Below are 19,278 nucleotides of genomic sequence, written 5' to 3' on the forward strand. Positions count from 1 at the left end.
ATTGGACATGAAGAGTGCGGTGTAGGGTTCCTAAACCTAAGTGTTCTAATAAAGTAGGAAGATTATTTAACATCATATTTTCTTCATTTATAATTTTATTGATATAAATCAGTCCTGAGTTTAAAAAATGAATAAAAAATAGTCTTGTCGGATTTTTTATATTTTTTTTAGCAGAATAAACAAAAAAAGAGCCGAAGCTCTTTTCTTAATCAGGTATCAATCTAGTTTGAAAATAAATTCAAATTAAAATGGTACACGCTTATATGTTCGATATTCAGGTTGCCAGAATTCTTTTTCCATATTGATCTGAATTTGTTCATCACTCAGAGGAACAGCGACACCGTCTGCGATCGCAGCTTGTGCAACTTTTAATGCAATTACTCTGGAGACTTTCTGTATGTCAGAAAGTGGTGGAAGTAAATCAGCTTCAGAATTCTGTAGCAATGGTGAACAATCGGCCAGTGCGTTACTGGATGCCATCAACATATTTTCAGTCACACGTTTCGCGCCAGAAGCGATCACGCCCAAACCAATCCCCGGGAAAATATAAGAGTTATTGCATTGTGCAATATTATACAATCGACCCTGATAATTGACTGGAGTAAAAGGGCTGCCAGTAGCAATCAATGCACGACCATTGGTCCATTGAATAATATCAGCAGGAACCGCCTCCACCCGTGAAGTTGGGTTGGATAAAGGCATAACAATTGGACGTTCGCAGTTTGCACTCAGTGCCTCTATCACTTCTTGCGTAAATAGACCCGGCTGACCTGAGACACCAATCAATACTGTCGGTTGAGCATGCTTCACCACATCCAGTAAAGAAATAACCTCTTCTACATTGCCCCAGTCTGAAATCACTTCGGCTTTTTGTGCAAGTTTTCGCTGGAAATCCAATAAATTTGGCTGATTCTCTGTAATCAAACCAAAACGATCCACCATAAATACACGAGCTCGGGCTTCACTATCACTTAAACCCTCAGCAATCATTTGAGCAACAATCTGTTCTGCAATCCCGCATCCCGCGGAACCGGCACCAAGAAAAGTTACAATTTGATCTTTGAGTTGTTTACCCGCAGCACGACTTGCTGCAATTAAGCTTCCCACAGATACTGCAGCAGTACCTTGAATATCATCGTTAAAACAGCAGAATTTATCGCGATATTTCGTTAATAATGGCATGGCATTTTTTTGTGCGAAATCTTCAAACTGAATCAGCGCATGTGGCCAGCGACGACGAATTCCGGTTAAGACCTGATCAATAAAATCATAGTATTCATCACCACTAATTCGCGGTTCACGCCAACCCATATACAATGGATCATTGAGTAATTGTTGATTATTGGTTCCAACATCAATGGTAATTGGCAAAGTATAAGCAGGGCTAATACCACCACACGCGGTATAAAGTGAGAGCTTACCAATCGGAATCCCCATTCCCCCGATGCCCTGATCACCCAATCCTAAAATACGCTCACCATCCGTAATCACAATAACCTTAACATTACGTCGATTAATATTTTGCAAAATATCATCAATATGTTCACGGTCTGGATAAGACACAAATACCCCACGGTGACGGCGATAAATATCAGAAAAACGCTGACATGCCTCTCCAACGGTAGGGGTATAAATAATAGGCATCATTTCTTCTAAATGATCTTCAATTAAACGGTAAAACAGAGTTTCATTCGTGTCCTGAATATTTCGTAGATAAATGTGCTTATTGATCGCGTCATTAAACGCTGTGAACTGTTGATAAGATCGTTGACTCTGTTCTTCGATCGTTTCAATCACATGTGGCAATAAACCATGTAAATTAAAATGGCCTCGTTCTTCTTGAGAAAAAGCCGAACCTTTGTTGAGTAGTGGGAGTTCTAGAAGGGTATAGCCAGCATAAGGAATATAAAGTGGATGTTTTTGGGTCGTATTTTCAGCGGTCATTGCCTATCTCATTGTTCAGCTCAAGTGCTGAACGGTTATTCATTTAAATCATCGGTTCGCTATAGCTTACGCCCTTTTTTAGCAAAATAGGTATTTCTAAAATTGATAGTGCTGTAGACAACATTTTATGTTCAAATAAGATCATTTTTTACTCATTTCATGCTTCGTTTTTATATTCTGAGGAAGACACAAAAAAGGCGCTCAGATGTACTTTGCAACTCTAACTATTTTATTCTATTGATAATAATTATGCCTTTGCTTAATACATCTGTTTTTAAAATCTATGGTGTTAGCGTAGTATTTTTAGTAACAGGCTATCACACTCTTTTACAACAGCTCATAAAGTGGGTTTATGATTTCGTGAAAAAACGTTTAATCCCGAAAGCGATGACATAGGCACTGTAGATATAAATAAAAATAAGCAAAAAAAAGAGTGGGGATTTATAAAAAATAAAACCGATCTCCTATCTAAATGAGAAGGACAAAATGAGACAAACTCAATTTCTGCTGAACACTAAAACCGATTTCAATCTATTTAAGCTCTTTGCACCTCAAAAACTTAAGACTTTTAAAAAGATATTGCAAACTTGAAGACTGTCAAAATATATCATGCAAATATTTATATCCCTTTAAAATCAATATACTGAATAATTTTATAAACCAGTTTCACATCAAAAATGGCCTAAAATAAATCATTCAATCCTCCCCATTAATCCCTCTCCTTAAATTAAATCGGTTTGGAGAGAAAACAGCCTCACCTAAAGTAGACAAAATTTGCTATATTTAGCGTTTTTCCGCGAACATTCGTTTTAGATAGATATGAATACCGCCATACAAGCAGCTCTTGATCATGCCGTGCAATCTCTTCAGCAAGCTGAGATTCTTCCTTCGGATTGGACTAACAACAGTGTGTTAACCCGAACCAAAGACCGAAGTCATGGTGACTTTGCTTCTAACATAGCTATGGTTGGAGCAAAAGCTGCGGGTATGAAGCCACGTGATTTGGCTGAAAAGGTTTTGGCTCACTTACCAGCAGTGGCAGATATTACTAAGGCTGAAATTGCAGGGCCAGGTTTTATCAACTTTTTCTTAAATGCGGATCAGCGCTATGCCGTGCTAGACCAAATTCAGGCACAAAAGGAGCAATTTGGCCGCAGTCAGACAAATGGCGCACAAAAAATTCAGGTTGAGTTTGTCTCGGCCAATCCAACCTCGAGCCTTCACGTCGGGCATGGTCGCGGTGCTGCATATGGCATGACCGTGGCGAATTTACTAGAAGCAACGGGTGCCAAAGTCGATCGTGAATATTATGTCAATGATGCAGGTCGTCAAATGGATATTTTGGCAACTTCGACTTATTTACGTTATTTGGAATTACTTGGACAGAATCTGGTTTTTCCTAAAAATGCTTATCAGGGCGATTATGTTAAGGAAATTGCACAAAGTATTATCGATCAGGATGCAGAAACCTACGTTCGTGCGGTAGCCGATGTTTATAATGATGTACCAGAAGATGTGCAATATGCAGCTGAACTGGATACAGATGGCAATAAAGTTGTCCTCTCGGGTGATAAAGAAAAACATATTGATGGCCTGATCACCAACTCACAACAATTACTGGGTGAAGGTTATCGTGTATTTCATCAGGCAGCGCTTAAAGCTATTTTGGATGATATTAAAGATGACCTTGCTGATTTTGGCGTAACTTTTGATCGTTGGTTTAGTGAAGCATCTCTCGCCGATAAAATCGAAGAAGCTTTGCAAACACTGGATCAACGTGGTTTTCTATATGAAAAAGACGGTAACATCTGGTTTAAATCAACTGAATTTGCTGATGAAAAAGATCGTGTAGTAAAACGTCGTAACGGTCAAACCACTTATTTTGCTTCTGACATCGCTTATCATTTAGATAAATTACAACGCGGTTATACGCATATCGTGGATATCTGGGGGTCAGATCACCACGGTTATATCGCACGTGTAAAAGCTGCGATTGATGCGATGGGTTATGATTCTGCCAAACTCACTGTACTTCTGGTTCAGTTTGTAAGCCTATGGCGTAGCGGTGAAATGGTACAAATGTCATCACGTTCTGGACAATTTGTGACTTTACGTGAACTACGTGAAGAAGTGGGTAATGATGCAGCACGTTTTTACTACGTAATGCGCAAATCTGAACAACATATTGACTTTGATTTAGATCTGGCTGTATCACAAAGCAAGGACAATGCGGTGTATTATATTCAATATGCACATGCACGTATCTGTCGTATGTTGGAAAAAGCAGCTACAAGCAATGTTAACTTTGATACAGTTCAAGCACGTCAACATGCTTCACGTCTGGAACTAGATGCAGAAACAGAAATTCTATCGAAATTGGCAGCCTATCCAGATATTATTGTACGTGCAGCAAATGCTTACGAACCCCATCAAATTGGCAACTATTTGAAAGAGTTAGCAGCATTATTTCATGGCTGGTACAATGAACATAAAGTCTTGAATGATGATGCGGAATTAACACAAGCTCGTCTTTTGTTGTCAGTGAATGTACAACAAGTGTTGCGCAATGGCTTAGAATTGCTTGGCGTATCTGCGCCGGCATCAATGTAAATCATCTATCGTTTGACTTGCACCTCAGACCACTACCTGTTTTGGTCTGATGACCTAATTTGAAGAGGATTTCACGTGTTTGGAAAAACGCAGCGCGGTGTATCTGAGCGACCAAATAAACCGAAAAAACCACTGATTCCAAAGTGGTTAGGAACATTAGTGGCTATTTTGGTTCTAATGTGCATTGCCGTAGTGCTGATGCTATGGAAACCGTGGAAACCTGTTTCAACCAAAAATGAAGTGACTTCTCCACATTATCAGGAAGAAGAAACCAATCATGACTACCGTTTCTACGATTTACTACCACAGCAACAAGTCACTCCGATTCCAGAACAAGCCGTGCCAGAAACTAAGCCACAACAACCTGTGGTGATTGTAGAGGCTCCACGTGAAACCAGCGCACCTGTGAGTAACGATCCTACTGCTGCCGTTGCAGCCGAAGAAAGCGTACAACAACCTCACCAAGCAACCTATATCTTGCAAGTCCGTAGCTATCCTGATCCAGACAGTGCAGATGCGCGACGTGCAGAAATCATTCTCAATGGTTTATCTGCCGATGTAGTAAAAAGTGTAGAAAATGGAAAAACATGGTATCGCGTTGTTTCTGGACCTTATGATTCTCAAGAAGCAGCGGTTGCAGCACAGCAAACGTTGCAACATAGTGGTATTGACTCTATTCTCGTAAAACGATAAAAGATCCATATCATAAAAAAGAACGCAGTTCGCGTTCTTTTTTATTTAAATGATTACCAGCCCCAACACGTCCCCGTAGTAGGTTGACCACATTCACGATAATGAATAGCATACCAGACGCTGCCTCCAGATCGAGGTGTGCCATCTTTTTTCACTTCATCACGATTCAGCTCATCAAAAGTGCTAATAGCATCGGCTGATACTGAACCTTTATCAGCATTTTTCTGTAAGTTTAAGCTGCCCAAGCTCTTTGCAGTCTGATCCTGATAAATCACCGTCTCTGGTGCCGCGGTCCCGATTAATAAAGCATAATTGGCAACGGCAGCAGTATAACCAGTGGCACTACCTGACAACGTTAAATCCTTTTTGATGGTGGTACTTGCCAGTACATCTGCCCCACCATAAGTTTTCGGATCAAGATGATAAAAGCTTAAAGGCTGCACAATGCCTGTTTTGACCTGAGCTTCTAACCAGTCTTGCCATAAAAATTCCAGAAAGTCAGTTGCATTGTCAGGTTTGCTATACCCAATATCTCGGACAAAATACATCAGTGAACGATACTGATTTTCTTCCATTCCTGTCGGATTGGTAACGGATTGAAGTCCGAGATTTTTGGGTAACTGCTGATAGGTAATATTTTGGTTTTGCCCATTACGCAACCATGCACGGCCATTACTCACCATTTTCGCCCAGAACTCATCTGCCGTTTTGATATCGCTGTAATTGTCCACAACACGCACCCAAACCGCTAGAGATTCTCCGCCATCTGGCAATTCACGTAATTGAGTTATGGTATGATGACCATCTGTCAAATATAAACGACCATCATAGCCAATCACCACCGTCTTCAAATCAGCGGTTTCTGTACCTGGCTTTTCAGCACAGCCAAAACTATCCAACTGCTTTAAATTTGCCGATTTAAGTTGATCGATACTATTAAAGTCATCACGACTTTTCGCCCCAATCGCCTCACAATAATCACTAAATTTTTTACCGATCGTTTTATTTAAATAGGTGAGTTGGTTACTTGCATCCGCTTGCCAAGTCTGACGATTCCAGTCCCCTTGCCAGCGCCCCAATTTATAATAAATCTGGTCATAGCCAACAGCACCTTGTGTAGGGATTAGATCGGCAATTTGTACCTGAAGAATGTCACCTGCTTTCGCATTTAAAAACCGTTGATCACGCTGATCGGTTTGAGTCGGCGGTGTATTCTGGCTTTGATCATCATTTGAATCATTACAAGCCGTTAAAGCTAAAACAGCACAGACACCCAAAGACAAAAAAGTCATATTTCTAGTCATTAATTTCATAAAATATCAATTATCTAAAGCTTGCTCGAAAAGATGCATATTGACGAGAAATTATTCAAAATAAATGACAAAGGCTATTTCTCATTGATGTTTTAAGCTTTTAAGTCGATATGGCAATTTTAAAATCCATTGCGGTCGGTAAAATAAAATGAAATTTCCTAACAGAATTAAAATAACGCCTAATCCTGCACTCCATGTCCATTGATATCCTTCCCAAAAAGTGGACAGTGTCAAAGCCACCAAGGGAAATAATAACGTTGTATATGCCGCTTGTCCCGCCCCTATGCGCCCAACCAACAGAAAATAAGCGCTAAACCCAATCACTGATCCCACAACTGCCAGATATAATAAAGCACTGATGGCAATCCCTGATGATGTAGGAAAAAAGTCCTCCCCACGCAGTACCGCAACGATTGCCATAAGAGTCGCCCCATACAGCATGCCATAGGCATTGGTACTCAACACATCTCGTCCATGTTGCTGATGACGAAGACTGATCATATTGCCCAAAGAAAAACCATAAGTCCCCAATACACATAGTAAAATAGCAAAAATCGTGTGCCCGTGGATCTCGGTTGCCGTTAAGTTATGCCAAAATAAGGCTAACATTCCGAGCAGTCCACACACTATTGCGGGGATAAAATAAACTGAAATACGTTGCTTAAAAAATAAACAACTATTCAAGGCATTAAAAATCACTGCCATTGAAAAAATCACCGCTTCAAGTCCACTATTGACATAATCTACTGCGTTATAAAAACAAATAAAATTAAGCCCAAAAATACACAAGCCTTGCAATAAACAAAATAGATGATCCATAAATGTCAATTTTTTTAAACGTTTATATACGCATAACCCAGTAAATAGGATTAGAGCCGCAATAAAAAAACGCCAGAATACTGCAACAACAGGTGTAATATGGCCATGTTGTGCACTAATCGCAATCCATGTTGTTCCAAAAATGAAGACCACTAGCATGTATAACAGCGCATTCATTACCACACCCCTCTTGTTTAGAAAGAGTGTGGGATAAATGCGCTTTATCTGCTTTCAGGACTTTGTTTGACTTACATAATCTTGCGGTTTTTTGATGAGCTTAGGTGCGTGATGAGAGCAAAACTAGGTAAACTAATCCTGTGTTCTGAATGCTGAAATAATCAATATCGTACAATGAAATACCAGACTCTTGAGCAACTCCAACAGCATAAAACCCAACTGCTTGAAACAGTTCGACTGGGCTCGGGAATGCAAATTGCAGCGTGGAAAAATCAACATGATCTGGTCAGTGTATGCAGTAATCATCATACTTTGAGCCTCTATGTAAAAGGCGGTTATGAAAGTTATCGCAAAACACCCCATGGTTGGCGTAATGGGGGCGCACCCGATCGCTTTTGTCTAATGCCCCAAGGACAAGAGTCCACTTGGGATATCAGAGGTGACCTCAGTTTTGTACATTTGTACTATACCGATCAGCATTTGCGCAGTCTCGCAACCAAAATCTGGGACAGAGAACCTGCACAGATTCAACTTCAGGAACAAAGCTTTGTCGCAGATACTAAAGTCAGTAGCTTGTATCGACATTTTTTATTAGGTTGCGATTGGCAGGAACCTAGCAACCATTTACAACTCAGTAGCACTGCCAATTTATTACTTAATCATCTGTTACAACACTACAGCAATGTACAGTGGCAACTTCCACGTATAACAGGGGGGCTTGCTCCATATCTGTTAAAACATATTAAACAATGGATTGAACAACATCTCGACCAAACCATTACCCTTGCGGATCTGGCAGAACAATCCCAATTAAGTGAATATCATTTTGCCCATATGTTTAAACGATCAACGGCCATTTCACCCCATCAATATATATTACAACAACGTTTACATAAGGCACATTCTCTGATTTTATCCAGCAAAAATGATTTAACAGACATCGCGTTGCAATGCGGTTTTAGCTCAGCCAGCCATTTTAGTACCCGATTTAAACAATATTACGGCTACCGCCCTTCACAACTTCGGCAAGGGCGTGCCTGACTTTAACCTTATTATTCAATACCCTTTTGTTTAGCGCGCTGATAAGCAGCCCGTGCCTGAATACGTTTTAAGAAAGCCTGAATATTGGGATATTGGCCTGTGGTACGAGTCAATATAGCGCCTAGTGGAAAACTCATCTGAATATCCGCGAAACTAAAATTTCCTGCAAAATAATCGTGTGAGGATAAATAGTCCTCCAAAAATGCAATGTGGTCTTTTAATCGCGGACGAATAAAGCCTGCTTTAATGCCATCGGTAATTTTATTGGCAATAGGACGAATGATAAAAGGTACATTTTTACCCACATTATTCATCACCAATTGAAACACTAGAAGTGGCATCAATGAACCTTCGGCATAATGCATCCAATACAGGTATTGAAAAGCATCTTCAGTATTTTGAGGCTTAAATTGATGCTGATGGTCATATCGACTTTGTAGATACTCCAAAATCACCGCTGACTCGGCAATCGCGCGTTCATTGTCCTGTAAGATTGGTGCTTTACCCAAAGGATGAATCTGTTTAAGTTCAGGTGGCGCTGCAAATGTCGGTAAGCGTTTATAATATTTAACTTGATAGTCTTGTTCTAACTCTTCCAGAGCCCATAAAATCCGAAAGGAACGTGATTGTTCCAAATGATGTAAAGTCAACATATTCTGCTCTATTTCTCGCCATTATTTTCAAGTATCGTTATAGCATTAAGCCCATGACAATAGCATGGGCTTAAACGATATAGTCATTTAATTACAACGTAACTAACCTAATGTTGTTTTTATTTCCAGACTGCGCAATAAGGTCTTAGTTACTGGAGTTTTGCTACAAACGTTCAGCACTTTTTCCTGCAATTCAGCAGACAATGGATTCTTAAAGGTTACACGGCGCTCTATCCATTCCTGTTGTTCTTTATTCATAAAAAAATCCACTTCCACACTAAATTCGCCCAAGTCGATTTCTTTATGTTGCGCGTACATACGCAAGGTAATCATGGTACAAGAAGCCAGACTTGCCGTAAGAAAATCATAAGGTGCAGGCCCAGTATCATGCCCACCAAAAGCTTCAGGTTTATCAGTAATAAAATGGTGTTTACCGCTGGTAATTTCACCCTTCCACGGTGCAGGATCCGTTTTAACAATACTACGTGCAATCACACTCATTTGGATGCTCTCATTTGATCAGGGAATGTTGGGGCTTCGAGCCGTGCGCCATCATAATCAGGAATTTCACCAAAGCGAGGATCATGATTGATCCATTGTTCACGCGCTTCACGTAAACCTTCAGTGGTACGTCCCACCAGATTCCACCACAGCAGAATCGGAGTTTCAAAAGGTTCACCACCAATAAGCAATACCCGATGACCTTTTGGAATTTCAATCTCAATATGCTCTAGCCCAGGCTCTAATACCAGCATGTTATCTTGCGTCAGTTCATGGCCATTGACCTGTGCATGACCATCCAATGCCAAAAAGCCATATTCAAATTTTGGATTGAGTGGAATGCGAGTGTGACTATCTGTTTGTGCAGTCATATCGACACCGAGTAACGGTGTATGTACAGCAACAGGCGAAGTTTCCCCCATAAATTCACCAACCAGTATCGTAAACTCAATCTGATCCTGTTCAGTTCTAGGTAGTTCTGGATAATGATCAAACTGTGGCGGCATATTTAGTTTTTTATCGGGTAACGCGATCCACAACTGTGCTGCATGCATTTTGGTTTCAGTTTTAGGAGCAACTTCAGTATGTGAAATACCATGTCCTGCGGTCATCAAATTGACCTGATACGGACGTATAAGTTGTTTACTTCCCAAACTATCGGTATGCATCATGGTGCCTTCGATCATCCAAGTAAATGTTTGCAAGCCCGTATGCGGGTGTGGCCCTACGTCCAGACCATCGCCTTGAGGAAAAGTCACAGGGCCTGCATGATCCAGAAAACACCACGCACCAATCATACGTTTTTGCCGACTTGGCAATGCACGTTTGATGATTGTACCTTTGCCAATTTCAGCGCTGCGAATCTGAAAATCCTGAATAAATTGATTAATATAAGTTTCACAATCCTGCGAGTCTGAGATTTCCGTATAATTCGTATTGGTCATTTTGTTATCCTAAAGTTATGATCAGTTCAGGATGTCTTTTCAACATCATTTCATTGTTTTGATTTTAGCCAGCCAATTCGCTTAAACCTATGCTTATCTTAATACGCTGAATACTCTATATAGGACAATAATAGTTTTGTTTTTGTTGTCAATGTGCGAATAAAACCAGACAGATCATGATTGAAGTCATGCAAAAAACATCAAGAAACGTCCATAAGCCCCTATCAGGACCCATGACTCGTTTCAAAGCTTAAAATATTATTTAGGAGGATGAGGTGGATTTAAATCTACCAATAAACCAGTCAAACGGCGTACCAATGGGAGAAAAACAAGTACGGTAGGGAATGCAATCATCCAGGAAAATAGCCAGATATCCACCCACTTTGTAAAAAACCCCTCAAACCAGCCAATGTTTTTCCATAAATTAATCATGGAAATCGTACCGCTCATCAGTCCTGAGAGAAATAACGGCATCAGCAAAACGGCAAATTTTGCAGGAAGCTTAGGAAGTTTGCCAATGATCATGATAGGTTCATTTTGCATGCTGATTACTCACGATGTTCGTTTGCACATTACAATTAGGTATCTTTCTTGACGTTCTGTTTTAAATTTTTCATAAATTGTTTAACCGCAGGCTCAAACTCTTTAAACAGAATATGATCTCGATGTGTCATGATCACTTCTAAAAATAGTTTTAGACCTACAGCAAACGCTTTTGTTGTGTCTTCATCAAAAAATTCTGCGGCTTTTAAGCGTTCCACAATTTTGAAAATATCATCATGATTCCCAACATCAAATTCGATATTTTCATCATAAGTTGATGCATGACCTTTTGCATCGGCAAGGTGTTGTACGGTTACATGATATTGATGTTGTTTCATATTTGCTCTCGATCTATTCCAATGTCATTTCAATTTTACAAACGGCCAATTTCAACTGCCGCCTGATCAATCTTTTCTGCAATTTGATGAATGTGTTCTGCTTTTAAATCTGCAACATTCAGTTTAAGACGCAGCGCTGTCTTGAGGTTTTCCATCGCACGATGAATATCAATGAGTTGATCATTGCCATGAATTTCACGTCTCAAACGTAGTTTTTCCAATAACGCAGTCAGCATGTCCTGCTGTTGGTTTAAATACACCGTGCCCTCTTCAGTCACCTGATAGTGCTTACGCTCCGTATCTAGCAATGAAATCAGCTTCATTTCTTCCAGATTGGTCAATGTCGGATAAATCGTGCCGGCACTAGGACTATAATCTCCACCGACTAAATCACTAATTTCTTTAATGATTTCATAACCATGTTTGGGGCTTTGTTGAATCAGATGCAAAACCAGAAGTTTCATGCGACCGGATTCAAATAAACGTCCACGACGGCCTGAACGTTGAGGGACATCATGAGAGGAAGAGGGTTCACAATGATGATCAGATGCATGTTTCATCTTATTTTCCCAGACTGATTAATTTATACATATTAAGATATATCTTTAAATATCTTTTATCAAGTTAAAACTTTTAAATACATATTAATACATTGTTAAATAATAAAATTATTAATTTACCAATTTTATCTTTAAAATATTAAGATATAAAAAAAAGCGTTTTTAACGCTCTGTTTATTGGCAATAAGTACCTAACTTACTCACAAAGTAACCAAGTCCTTATAAATTTAGTCTTTTATTTTTTAGCAGGCCGTTACAAGTGAATAAGATTTTTAAATTCATTTCAGCTAATCGTGATTAACAGATTCATTGATTAAAATTATTCAATATAAATCAACTTTTAAAATTAAAATTCATCATAAAGCAGTAAAAAGCCGACTTGGAAAAGTCGGCCTTTTTTGAACGATGTGAATAGTCTTTCAAACACATCAAGCTTTTTGAAAGCCCTCTGCCACACGCAGAGCGCTGGGTGCAAAATCGGCAAAATGCGTTGCCTTTTGAAAGCCCTCTGCCGCGAGCACAGCTCTTGGCGTAATTCAGGCAAAAAGCTTAGCTTTTTGAAGGCCCTGAATTACTCCCATTCAATCGTAGCTGGTGGCTTAGATGACACGTCATAAACGACACGGGAAACATCTTTGATTTCGTTCATGATACGCGTTGAAATTTTATCAACCAAATCATAAGGGAGATGAGCAAAACGTGCAGTCATAAAGTCAACCGTTTCCACAGCACGAAGTGCAATCACCCATGCATAACGACGGCCATCACCCACCACACCTACAGATTTTACAGGTTGGAATACCGCAAAGGCCTGTGCAGTTTTATCATACCAACCGCTGGCACGAAGCTCTTGCATAAAGATGTCATCAGCCAGACGAAGAATATCTGCATATTCTTTCTTCACTTCACCCAAAATACGTACCCCCAGACCTGGTCCTGGGAACGGATGACGATAAATCATGCTGTGTGGAAGACCCAGTGTTGTGCCCAGCTTACGAACTTCATCTTTAAACAAGTCACGTAACGGCTCAACCAAGTCAAAAGCTAAATCTTCTGGCAAACCACCGACATTATGGTGGGATTTAATCACATGCGCTTTACCTTGTTTGCTGGCAGCAGATTCAATCACATCAGGATAAATCGTTCCTTGCGCAAGGAATTTTACGCCATCTAGTTTACGCGCTTCTTCAGCAAATACTTCAATAAACTCACGACCAATGATTTTACGCTTTTTCTCTGGATCCACTTCACCCGCTAGCGCAGTGAGGAAACGCTCTTCTGCATCGGCACGAATGACGCGGATTCCCATGTTATCTGCGAACATTTGCATCACTTGATCACCTTCGTTTAGACGAAGTAAACCATTGTCTACAAATACACATGTTAACTGGTCACCAATCGCTTTATGCAACAATGCAGCAACGACCGATGAATCGACACCACCCGATAAACCGAGTAAAACTTTTTCATCACCAATTTGCTGACGAAGTTGCTCTACACGTAAATCAATAATGTGTTCTGGTGTCCATAAGCCACCACATCCACAAATTTTATGGACAAAATTAGACAGCAACTCTGCACCTTTGGCAGTATGTGTCACTTCAGGATGGAACTGAACACCATAGAAACGTCGGGTTTCATCAGATGCTGCCGCATATGGACAGCTTGGTGTACTCGCTGTTGTATGGAAACCTTCTGGTAAACGCCCTACTTTGTCACCATGACTCATCCAGACATGCAGTTGATCTTCACGATCCTGCAAATTACCAATCAGTTGGTCACGTTGTTGAATATCAACTTCTGCATAGCCAAACTCATGCACAGTCCCCGGTTCAACTTTACCGCCCAACTGTTCAGACATGGTTTGAAAACCATAACAAATTCCCAATACAGGTACACCAAGTTCAAATACAACTTGAGGCGCACGCGGACTACCTTCCTCATGCACACTTTCAGGCCCACCTGACAAAATCACGCCATTTGGATTAAAAGCACGGATGTCTTCTTCAGACATGTCAAAAGCATACATTTCAGAATATACACCTGCTTCACGTACACGACGTGCAATCAGCTGGCTGTATTGAGATCCGAAATCCAGAATCAAGATACGATCATCAGTAATGTGGGTATTGGTTGTCATGATTACGCAACTATGCAAGGCAACGAGAGAAGCGCAATATTCTAGCATTTTTCACGATGCCACGCACGTTCTTTCCATTGCCAAAAACTTGAATAAAAACAGTATAAAAAAGGCACTGAATCAGTGCCTTCTCTTTAATGCTGAATTTTTTCGATTTTTACCACTTCGATATCTGTTGGTTTATAGCGATGTGTATCCACCTCGCCCACGACACGAACATGATCGCCCACTTTTAAACCTGCTGCACGCCAAATGTCATCATCAATTTCTAGACTAATCGTGCCAGAACGATCTTTAAACTCATAATGGTCGCTTTTAATGTGTTTGGTAATTTGACCTGTCAGCGTCACGCCACTTTCATCTTTCATTTTGGCGACTTGCTGCACCGTTGCAATATTCTTTGCAGCTTCCTGAATAATCACATGATCATCTTTACCTGCAAATGTATGAGAAGATAAAACCATGGTAGCCAAGACTGAGGCACTAAGTATTAATTTTTTCATTATTCTCTCTAGGTTTAAATATTTTCAAAGTTATCTAAACAGAAAGTTAAAACGATGTCGGCTAGAGTTTTGTAATACAAGGTAAAATAAAGTTTACCTTGTACTTTTCCACATTTTATTTTTCAATTGCGGCATCTAGACTAAACTTGCCTGCGCCATGCAACATCAAGAAAAATAAGCCACCAGACATGGCAAAGTTTTTCATAAAGTTAATGGCTTGTGCCTGATCATCACCTGTATGAAAAATAAATGCAGTGATAATACTAAAAATGCCCAATCCTAAGGCTGCAAAACGTGCCTGAAAACCAAATAACAAGGCTAAACCACCGCCAAATTCAACTAAAATGGTTAAAGGTAGTAAGCCACCGGGTACACCCATTGCCTCCATATAGCCTACTGTTGCTGAATAAGCGGTGATTTTCCCCCAGCCTGCAACTAGAAAAATATAAGCCATCAGAATTCGTGCGATCAGTGAGATAACAGAATCTGCGCCAGATTGATTAACCATGTTTCTTACAACGACATTTGGATTAAACATAACATTTGCCCTTTAGATTGATTTCAAATTATGTTGTTTTGATGAGACCATCTTAAGCTGGTTTATTTTTGCAATAAATATTCATTTTCCAGACGTATCGTTCCAAATAAAAGACAATAAAAGATGTAACTTTTTACCTATTGATACTGACTTTCAGACACGGCACTGCTAGGATTTGATCACAATTTTGCGCTGTAGCCTGTCATGGAACTTATTGATTTTATTTTGCACGTTGATGATCATCTGCTCGAGTTTATTCGCAATTATGGCGTATGGATATATGCAATTTTGTTTCTGATTATTTTTGTGGAAACAGGGTTAGTGGTCATGCCCTTTTTACCAGGTGATAGCTTGCTATTTGCTGCGGGTGCATTAGCTGCATCTACAGGCGCAATGGATCCGTGGGTTTTAGGGATATTACTGTTTATTGCAGCAGTATTGGGCGACACGCTGAATTATCATATTGGTCGTTTTATAGGACCGCGTGTATTTGAAATTAACTCACGTTTTATTAACAAAGCACATCTGACCAAAACTCATGAGTTTTTTGAACGTCACGGCGGTAAAACTATTATTTTTGCCCGATTTATTCCTTTTGCACGGACCTTTGCTCCATTTGTGGCTGGTGCAGGCAGTATGAATTATAAGTTTTTCTTCACTTATAATGTAATTGGTGCTTTATGTTGGGTGGCTTCATTTATTACACTGGGATATTTATTTGGAAATATGCCAATGGTTAAGGATAATTTCACTCACCTCATTTTTGGGATTATTATTTTGAGCGTATTGCCTGGAATTATTGCGTTTATTCGCCAGAAATTTAGTCATAAACGTCAAGTTCTGAACTCTAAAAAGTAACATCAAAAGAACCGAAAAATGACGGGTAACATACATAACAACAACAACATTGCCGATCCTTTATATAAACGATCGGCTTTTAAACCCTTAATATTTCCTGCGAGTAAGGCACGACCAAATACCATCCAGAACCATGCACTAGGAAATAGAATTAAACTAAATACAGCTAAAACTAAAATTGCACTTTGCAGTGAATCCCACGTTTCAGGTGGAAAAATGCCCGCTGCAAACAAAAGAGCCTTAGGATTTTTTAATGTCGAAAAAAACACCTGTTTAGGTCGAATTGCTTTATGACTTTGACTATGTTTCTGTAAATGTGAGCTTTTCCATAAATTAAAAGCCAGCCAAATCACATACAAAGCACTAACAAGATGCAGAATTGGAGTAAGTGCTGGCCAGATCGGCTGTCCTAAATGAATTAATAATGCCCAAATCGCAATGCCATACAAATAACCTAACCATTCCGCAGGAATAAAAGAAGCAGTTTTTGTAATTCCTTGATGATGAGCAGCACTGGCAAACAACGCATTGGTTGGTCCAGGAATAAGAAGCACTGCAAGCATCGCCAATACAAAAAACCAGCTTTCAATCATAGAGTATCCATCGTAAAGAAGGTGGGCACACCTTATATGAAATTGAATTTAACTGACAAGTTTTATTGGCTGTTGAACCCATGAATTGATCTAGAAAAAACCATAAAAAGAAACTATACAATTGATTAAAAAAGATATTTTATGAAACATTTTGACAAAAAATTATTGAGTCCCGTTGCATCAAAACCACAAAACAGGACTCTTTTTCTATGTTCTAGCTGGCATTTTTCTTCACAATAATGGGACAGTTTTTAAATTGTGCAGCTTGCACAATCGCTTCCTGCTGGCCTAAAACCCGTGAAAGTTCGGTATTTTTCGTATCAGAAGATTGTCCCATATTTACGGAAACAGTTGGACCAAAGCCCCAACCGCCTCGTCCCCAACCTCCACCAAGTCCAACGCCTAAACCAACACCTGTACGTTTTGGTGTTTGTACGCCATTTTCGATATAGAGCTGAATACGATTATATTCACTTTGCAATTGTTGACAGTTGAGTGACTGGTACTGGGCAGGAGATACATACGTTGGTTTAACCGTTGTAGCACAGGCACCCAGCAATACCGTCAATGCTACCAGAGGAACTAAATATAAGCCTTTCATCGCTTTTCTCAAATTATTTAGGTTCAATTTCTGCGAACAGGGTCTGATACGCTTGTGTCAGTTTATGTTCTGGTGACAAATGAACCAATGGTAAGTTTTTTTGATGTGATTCTTTCATTAAAATCGAAGGCGGCAACATGCTATTTAATACGGGCAAACCTTCATCTTTTAACTGTTGGACCACTTCTCTTGGCAATTTTGCCTGTGCCTGAAATTGATTGACTACAATACCCTCAATTTCCAGACTATTATTATGATCATCTTGGGTTTCGATCACATTTTCAATCAAAGTTTGTAACGCACGTTTGGAAAAAACATCACAGTCGAATGGAATCAGCACACGATCTGCGGCTATCAATGCCGACAGGGTAAAGAAATTAAAAGCTGGCGGTGTATCAATATAAATCCGATCATATTGATTACTCAATTGTTGTAAAGAATCACGTAATTTATAGATTTTATGCTTGGATTCAAGTGCATGTTCTAATGTACCGAGCGTTGGGCTGGCTGGAATTACATCTAGCTTTGGAAAGGCAGTACGATGCACATAGCTATCCAGACCTTTTGATCGTGATTTTAAGATTGAACCTATGGCATTACCAATCAGACCTTTTTGCTGGTTATTACCCAATACATCGTCAAAAAAGTTTTCAATATTCGGTTCTAAAGCATTTTTATCTGCGGAATAGGTTGCCTGTTCACCTAAAAGGTATTGGCTTGAATTCGCCTGAGGATCCAAATCAATGACCAGTGTCTTTAAATTTTGCTGAGCGCTAATTGCTGCCAGATTTACGGTGATACTCGATTTACCCACACCACCTTTTTGGTTAAATACCACCCGTGTAAACATGCTATCCCTCATCACTTTTTTTTCAAACTTGTTTACAGTTTAACCTAGCATACAAATATAAATGTAAAGAATGTCAAACAATTAACTAAAAACTGGTTTTATTATCACCAATCCTAATACGGCAACAAAAGCCACGCAACCAATGACTAAACCAGCACGACGTTGTACCAGTAAAATAGATTGATCCTTTTTAAATGCTTTATTTAATGCGGAAAGCATCACTAAAAATAAAATGATCTTGGCATAAAACCACGTTTGTATTTGAAAATTGTTTAGATACAACAAAACAATTCCTGACACAACGAGTACAGTAAAACCCAGATGTTGTAGAGCAATCCAGATTTTCTTTGGCGCGGAAAATTCAGATTGATCTCGTGCATTCATCCATATCGGCATAGAACGAAACAATACTGCCAGACCCACCAACACTAAACCAACAATGTGAATAATCACAACGAATAAATGTGTATCCATTTTTATCTAAATCTATCGGGTCGATTAATTTTTGGGTGCATGTGCACATTCAGGACTATCTGGGACTTGGCCTTGCCATTCATCAGGTGTATAGGCATGAATCGCCAAAGCATGAATTTTACCTGGACTCATCAGATCAGTCGCTACTGCATATACCTTTTGGTGGCGCTGCACTAATCGCAATCCCTGAAAAACTGGACTTACCACCGCCACTTTAAAATGGCTCTCTTTACCTGGAAAGTAGCCACCGTGACCTGAAGACTCATTGATCACTTTAAGATGCGTGGGTTGCAATGTATTTAAACGTTCAATCAGTTGTTGTTCTAAAGCCATCATAGCCACCTATTGGCATAGAAAGATGAATAGAAGTATAACCTGCCTATGACTAAAACGCTGAAAAACTCATAATAAAGACACGTAAACTGAGTAACTCAAGCCCTAACGGAAAAAATATGATTTTATTTTATGCAATCAATAGCATTATTTGCATAAAGTGGTTGACCCTTGATTTGCTTAATGTATTATAAGCGGCACGCGGGAATAGCTCAGTTGGTAGAGCACAACCTTGCCAAGGTTGGGGTCGCG

Annotated in this window: 21 protein-coding genes; 4 read left to right on the forward strand and 17 right to left on the reverse strand. The window is 39.6% G+C overall.

Annotated features, from left to right (window positions below; all coding sequences use genetic code 11):
- Positions 1-243: 243 nt before the first annotated feature.
- Positions 244-1,944 (reverse strand): NAD-dependent malic enzyme, encoded by a 1,701-nt coding sequence (locus IAE19_RS16110; protein WP_200461919.1) that lies wholly within the window; start codon positions 1,942-1,944, stop codon positions 244-246.
- 819 nt (positions 1,945-2,763) lie between these two features.
- Here IAE19_RS16110 and argS point away from each other — a divergent pair.
- Entirely contained in the window at positions 2,764-4,554 is a 1,791-nt protein-coding gene (gene argS, locus IAE19_RS16115) for an arginine--tRNA ligase (RefSeq protein WP_200461920.1), read from the forward strand.
- A gap of 75 nt (positions 4,555-4,629) precedes the next feature.
- On the forward strand, positions 4,630-5,247 hold the full coding sequence (locus IAE19_RS16120; RefSeq protein WP_200461921.1) for an SPOR domain-containing protein: 618 nt from the start codon (positions 4,630-4,632) through the stop codon (positions 5,245-5,247).
- A 53-nt stretch (positions 5,248-5,300) separates the two neighbouring features.
- Here IAE19_RS16120 and IAE19_RS16125 read toward each other — a convergent pair whose 3' ends face one another.
- On the reverse strand, positions 5,301-6,560 hold the full coding sequence (locus IAE19_RS16125) for a ParB/Srx family N-terminal domain-containing protein (RefSeq protein WP_200461922.1): 1,260 nt from the start codon (positions 6,558-6,560) through the stop codon (positions 5,301-5,303).
- Positions 6,561-6,641: 81 nt separating this feature from the next.
- A complete protein-coding gene (locus IAE19_RS16130) occupies positions 6,642-7,556 on the reverse strand; it encodes a DMT family transporter (RefSeq protein WP_200461923.1) in 915 nt (304 codons plus the stop codon).
- Positions 7,557-7,730: 174 nt separating this feature from the next.
- On the opposite strand from IAE19_RS16130, the gene IAE19_RS16135 reads away from it, so the two are divergent.
- A complete protein-coding gene (locus IAE19_RS16135) occupies positions 7,731-8,597 on the forward strand; it encodes a helix-turn-helix domain-containing protein (protein ID WP_200461924.1) in 867 nt (288 codons plus the stop codon).
- A gap of 11 nt (positions 8,598-8,608) precedes the next feature.
- Here IAE19_RS16135 and IAE19_RS16140 read toward each other — a convergent pair whose 3' ends face one another.
- The 9 genes from IAE19_RS16140 to IAE19_RS16180 all read right to left on the reverse strand — a co-directional run bounded on the left by IAE19_RS16140 (position 8,609) and on the right by IAE19_RS16180 (position 15,317).
- The gene (locus tag IAE19_RS16140) at positions 8,609-9,250 is read right to left on the reverse strand and encodes a glutathione S-transferase (RefSeq protein WP_200461925.1); all 642 of its coding nucleotides are present in this window, start codon (positions 9,248-9,250) and stop codon (positions 8,609-8,611) included.
- Between the two features lie 102 nt (positions 9,251-9,352).
- A complete protein-coding gene (locus IAE19_RS16145; protein ID WP_200461926.1) occupies positions 9,353-9,751 on the reverse strand; it encodes an OsmC family protein in 399 nt (132 codons plus the stop codon).
- On the reverse strand, positions 9,748-10,695 hold the full coding sequence (locus tag IAE19_RS16150) for a pirin family protein (protein WP_200461927.1): 948 nt from the start codon (positions 10,693-10,695) through the stop codon (positions 9,748-9,750). Before IAE19_RS16150 ends, IAE19_RS16145 begins: the two co-directional genes overlap by 4 nt.
- Before the next feature lie 258 nt (positions 10,696-10,953).
- On the reverse strand, positions 10,954-11,238 hold the full coding sequence (locus IAE19_RS16155) for a DUF2798 domain-containing protein (protein ID WP_200461928.1): 285 nt from the start codon (positions 11,236-11,238) through the stop codon (positions 10,954-10,956).
- Between the two features lie 35 nt (positions 11,239-11,273).
- A complete protein-coding gene (locus tag IAE19_RS16160; protein WP_200461929.1) occupies positions 11,274-11,576 on the reverse strand; it encodes a DUF3861 domain-containing protein in 303 nt (100 codons plus the stop codon).
- Positions 11,577-11,611: 35 nt separating this feature from the next.
- The gene (locus IAE19_RS16165) at positions 11,612-12,136 is read right to left on the reverse strand and encodes a PadR family transcriptional regulator (protein ID WP_200461930.1); all 525 of its coding nucleotides are present in this window, start codon (positions 12,134-12,136) and stop codon (positions 11,612-11,614) included.
- Positions 12,137-12,707: 571 nt separating this feature from the next.
- Positions 12,708-14,276, reverse strand: coding sequence for a glutamine-hydrolyzing GMP synthase (gene guaA, locus IAE19_RS16170; RefSeq protein ID WP_200461931.1), 1,569 nt, complete (start codon positions 14,274-14,276; stop codon positions 12,708-12,710).
- Between the two features lie 134 nt (positions 14,277-14,410).
- Positions 14,411-14,779: a NirD/YgiW/YdeI family stress tolerance protein gene (locus IAE19_RS16175; protein WP_200461932.1), complete on the reverse strand. Its 369-nt coding sequence runs from the start codon at positions 14,777-14,779 to the stop codon at positions 14,411-14,413.
- Between the two features lie 115 nt (positions 14,780-14,894).
- Complete coding sequence (locus IAE19_RS16180; RefSeq protein ID WP_200461933.1) at positions 14,895-15,317, reverse strand: DoxX family protein; 423 nt, start codon at positions 15,315-15,317, stop codon at positions 14,895-14,897.
- A gap of 204 nt (positions 15,318-15,521) precedes the next feature.
- Between IAE19_RS16180 and IAE19_RS16185 the strand changes: the two genes are divergently transcribed.
- On the forward strand, positions 15,522-16,175 hold the full coding sequence (locus tag IAE19_RS16185; protein WP_200461934.1) for a DedA family protein: 654 nt from the start codon (positions 15,522-15,524) through the stop codon (positions 16,173-16,175).
- A 2-nt stretch (positions 16,176-16,177) separates the two neighbouring features.
- Here IAE19_RS16185 and IAE19_RS16190 read toward each other — a convergent pair whose 3' ends face one another.
- The 5 genes from IAE19_RS16190 to IAE19_RS16210 all read right to left on the reverse strand — a co-directional run bounded on the left by IAE19_RS16190 (position 16,178) and on the right by IAE19_RS16210 (position 19,026).
- Positions 16,178-16,768 carry a LysE family translocator gene (locus IAE19_RS16190; RefSeq protein ID WP_200461935.1) on the reverse strand — a complete coding sequence of 197 codons (591 nt, stop codon included), beginning with the start codon at positions 16,766-16,768 and terminating at the stop codon, positions 16,178-16,180.
- 214 nt (positions 16,769-16,982) lie between these two features.
- Positions 16,983-17,369: a hypothetical protein gene (locus tag IAE19_RS16195; protein ID WP_200461936.1), complete on the reverse strand. Its 387-nt coding sequence runs from the start codon at positions 17,367-17,369 to the stop codon at positions 16,983-16,985.
- A gap of 13 nt (positions 17,370-17,382) precedes the next feature.
- Complete coding sequence (locus tag IAE19_RS16200; protein ID WP_200461937.1) at positions 17,383-18,219, reverse strand: ParA family protein; 837 nt, start codon at positions 18,217-18,219, stop codon at positions 17,383-17,385.
- 81 nt (positions 18,220-18,300) lie between these two features.
- Entirely contained in the window at positions 18,301-18,693 is a 393-nt protein-coding gene (locus IAE19_RS16205) for a SirB2 family protein (protein ID WP_200461938.1), read from the reverse strand.
- A 24-nt stretch (positions 18,694-18,717) separates the two neighbouring features.
- On the reverse strand, positions 18,718-19,026 hold the full coding sequence (locus tag IAE19_RS16210) for a BolA family protein (protein WP_200461939.1): 309 nt from the start codon (positions 19,024-19,026) through the stop codon (positions 18,718-18,720).
- Positions 19,027-19,278: the final 252 nt, after the last annotated feature.

The sequence above is a fragment of the Acinetobacter sp. S40 genome (assembly GCF_016624705.1).
Lineage (GTDB): Bacteria > Pseudomonadota > Gammaproteobacteria > Pseudomonadales > Moraxellaceae > Acinetobacter.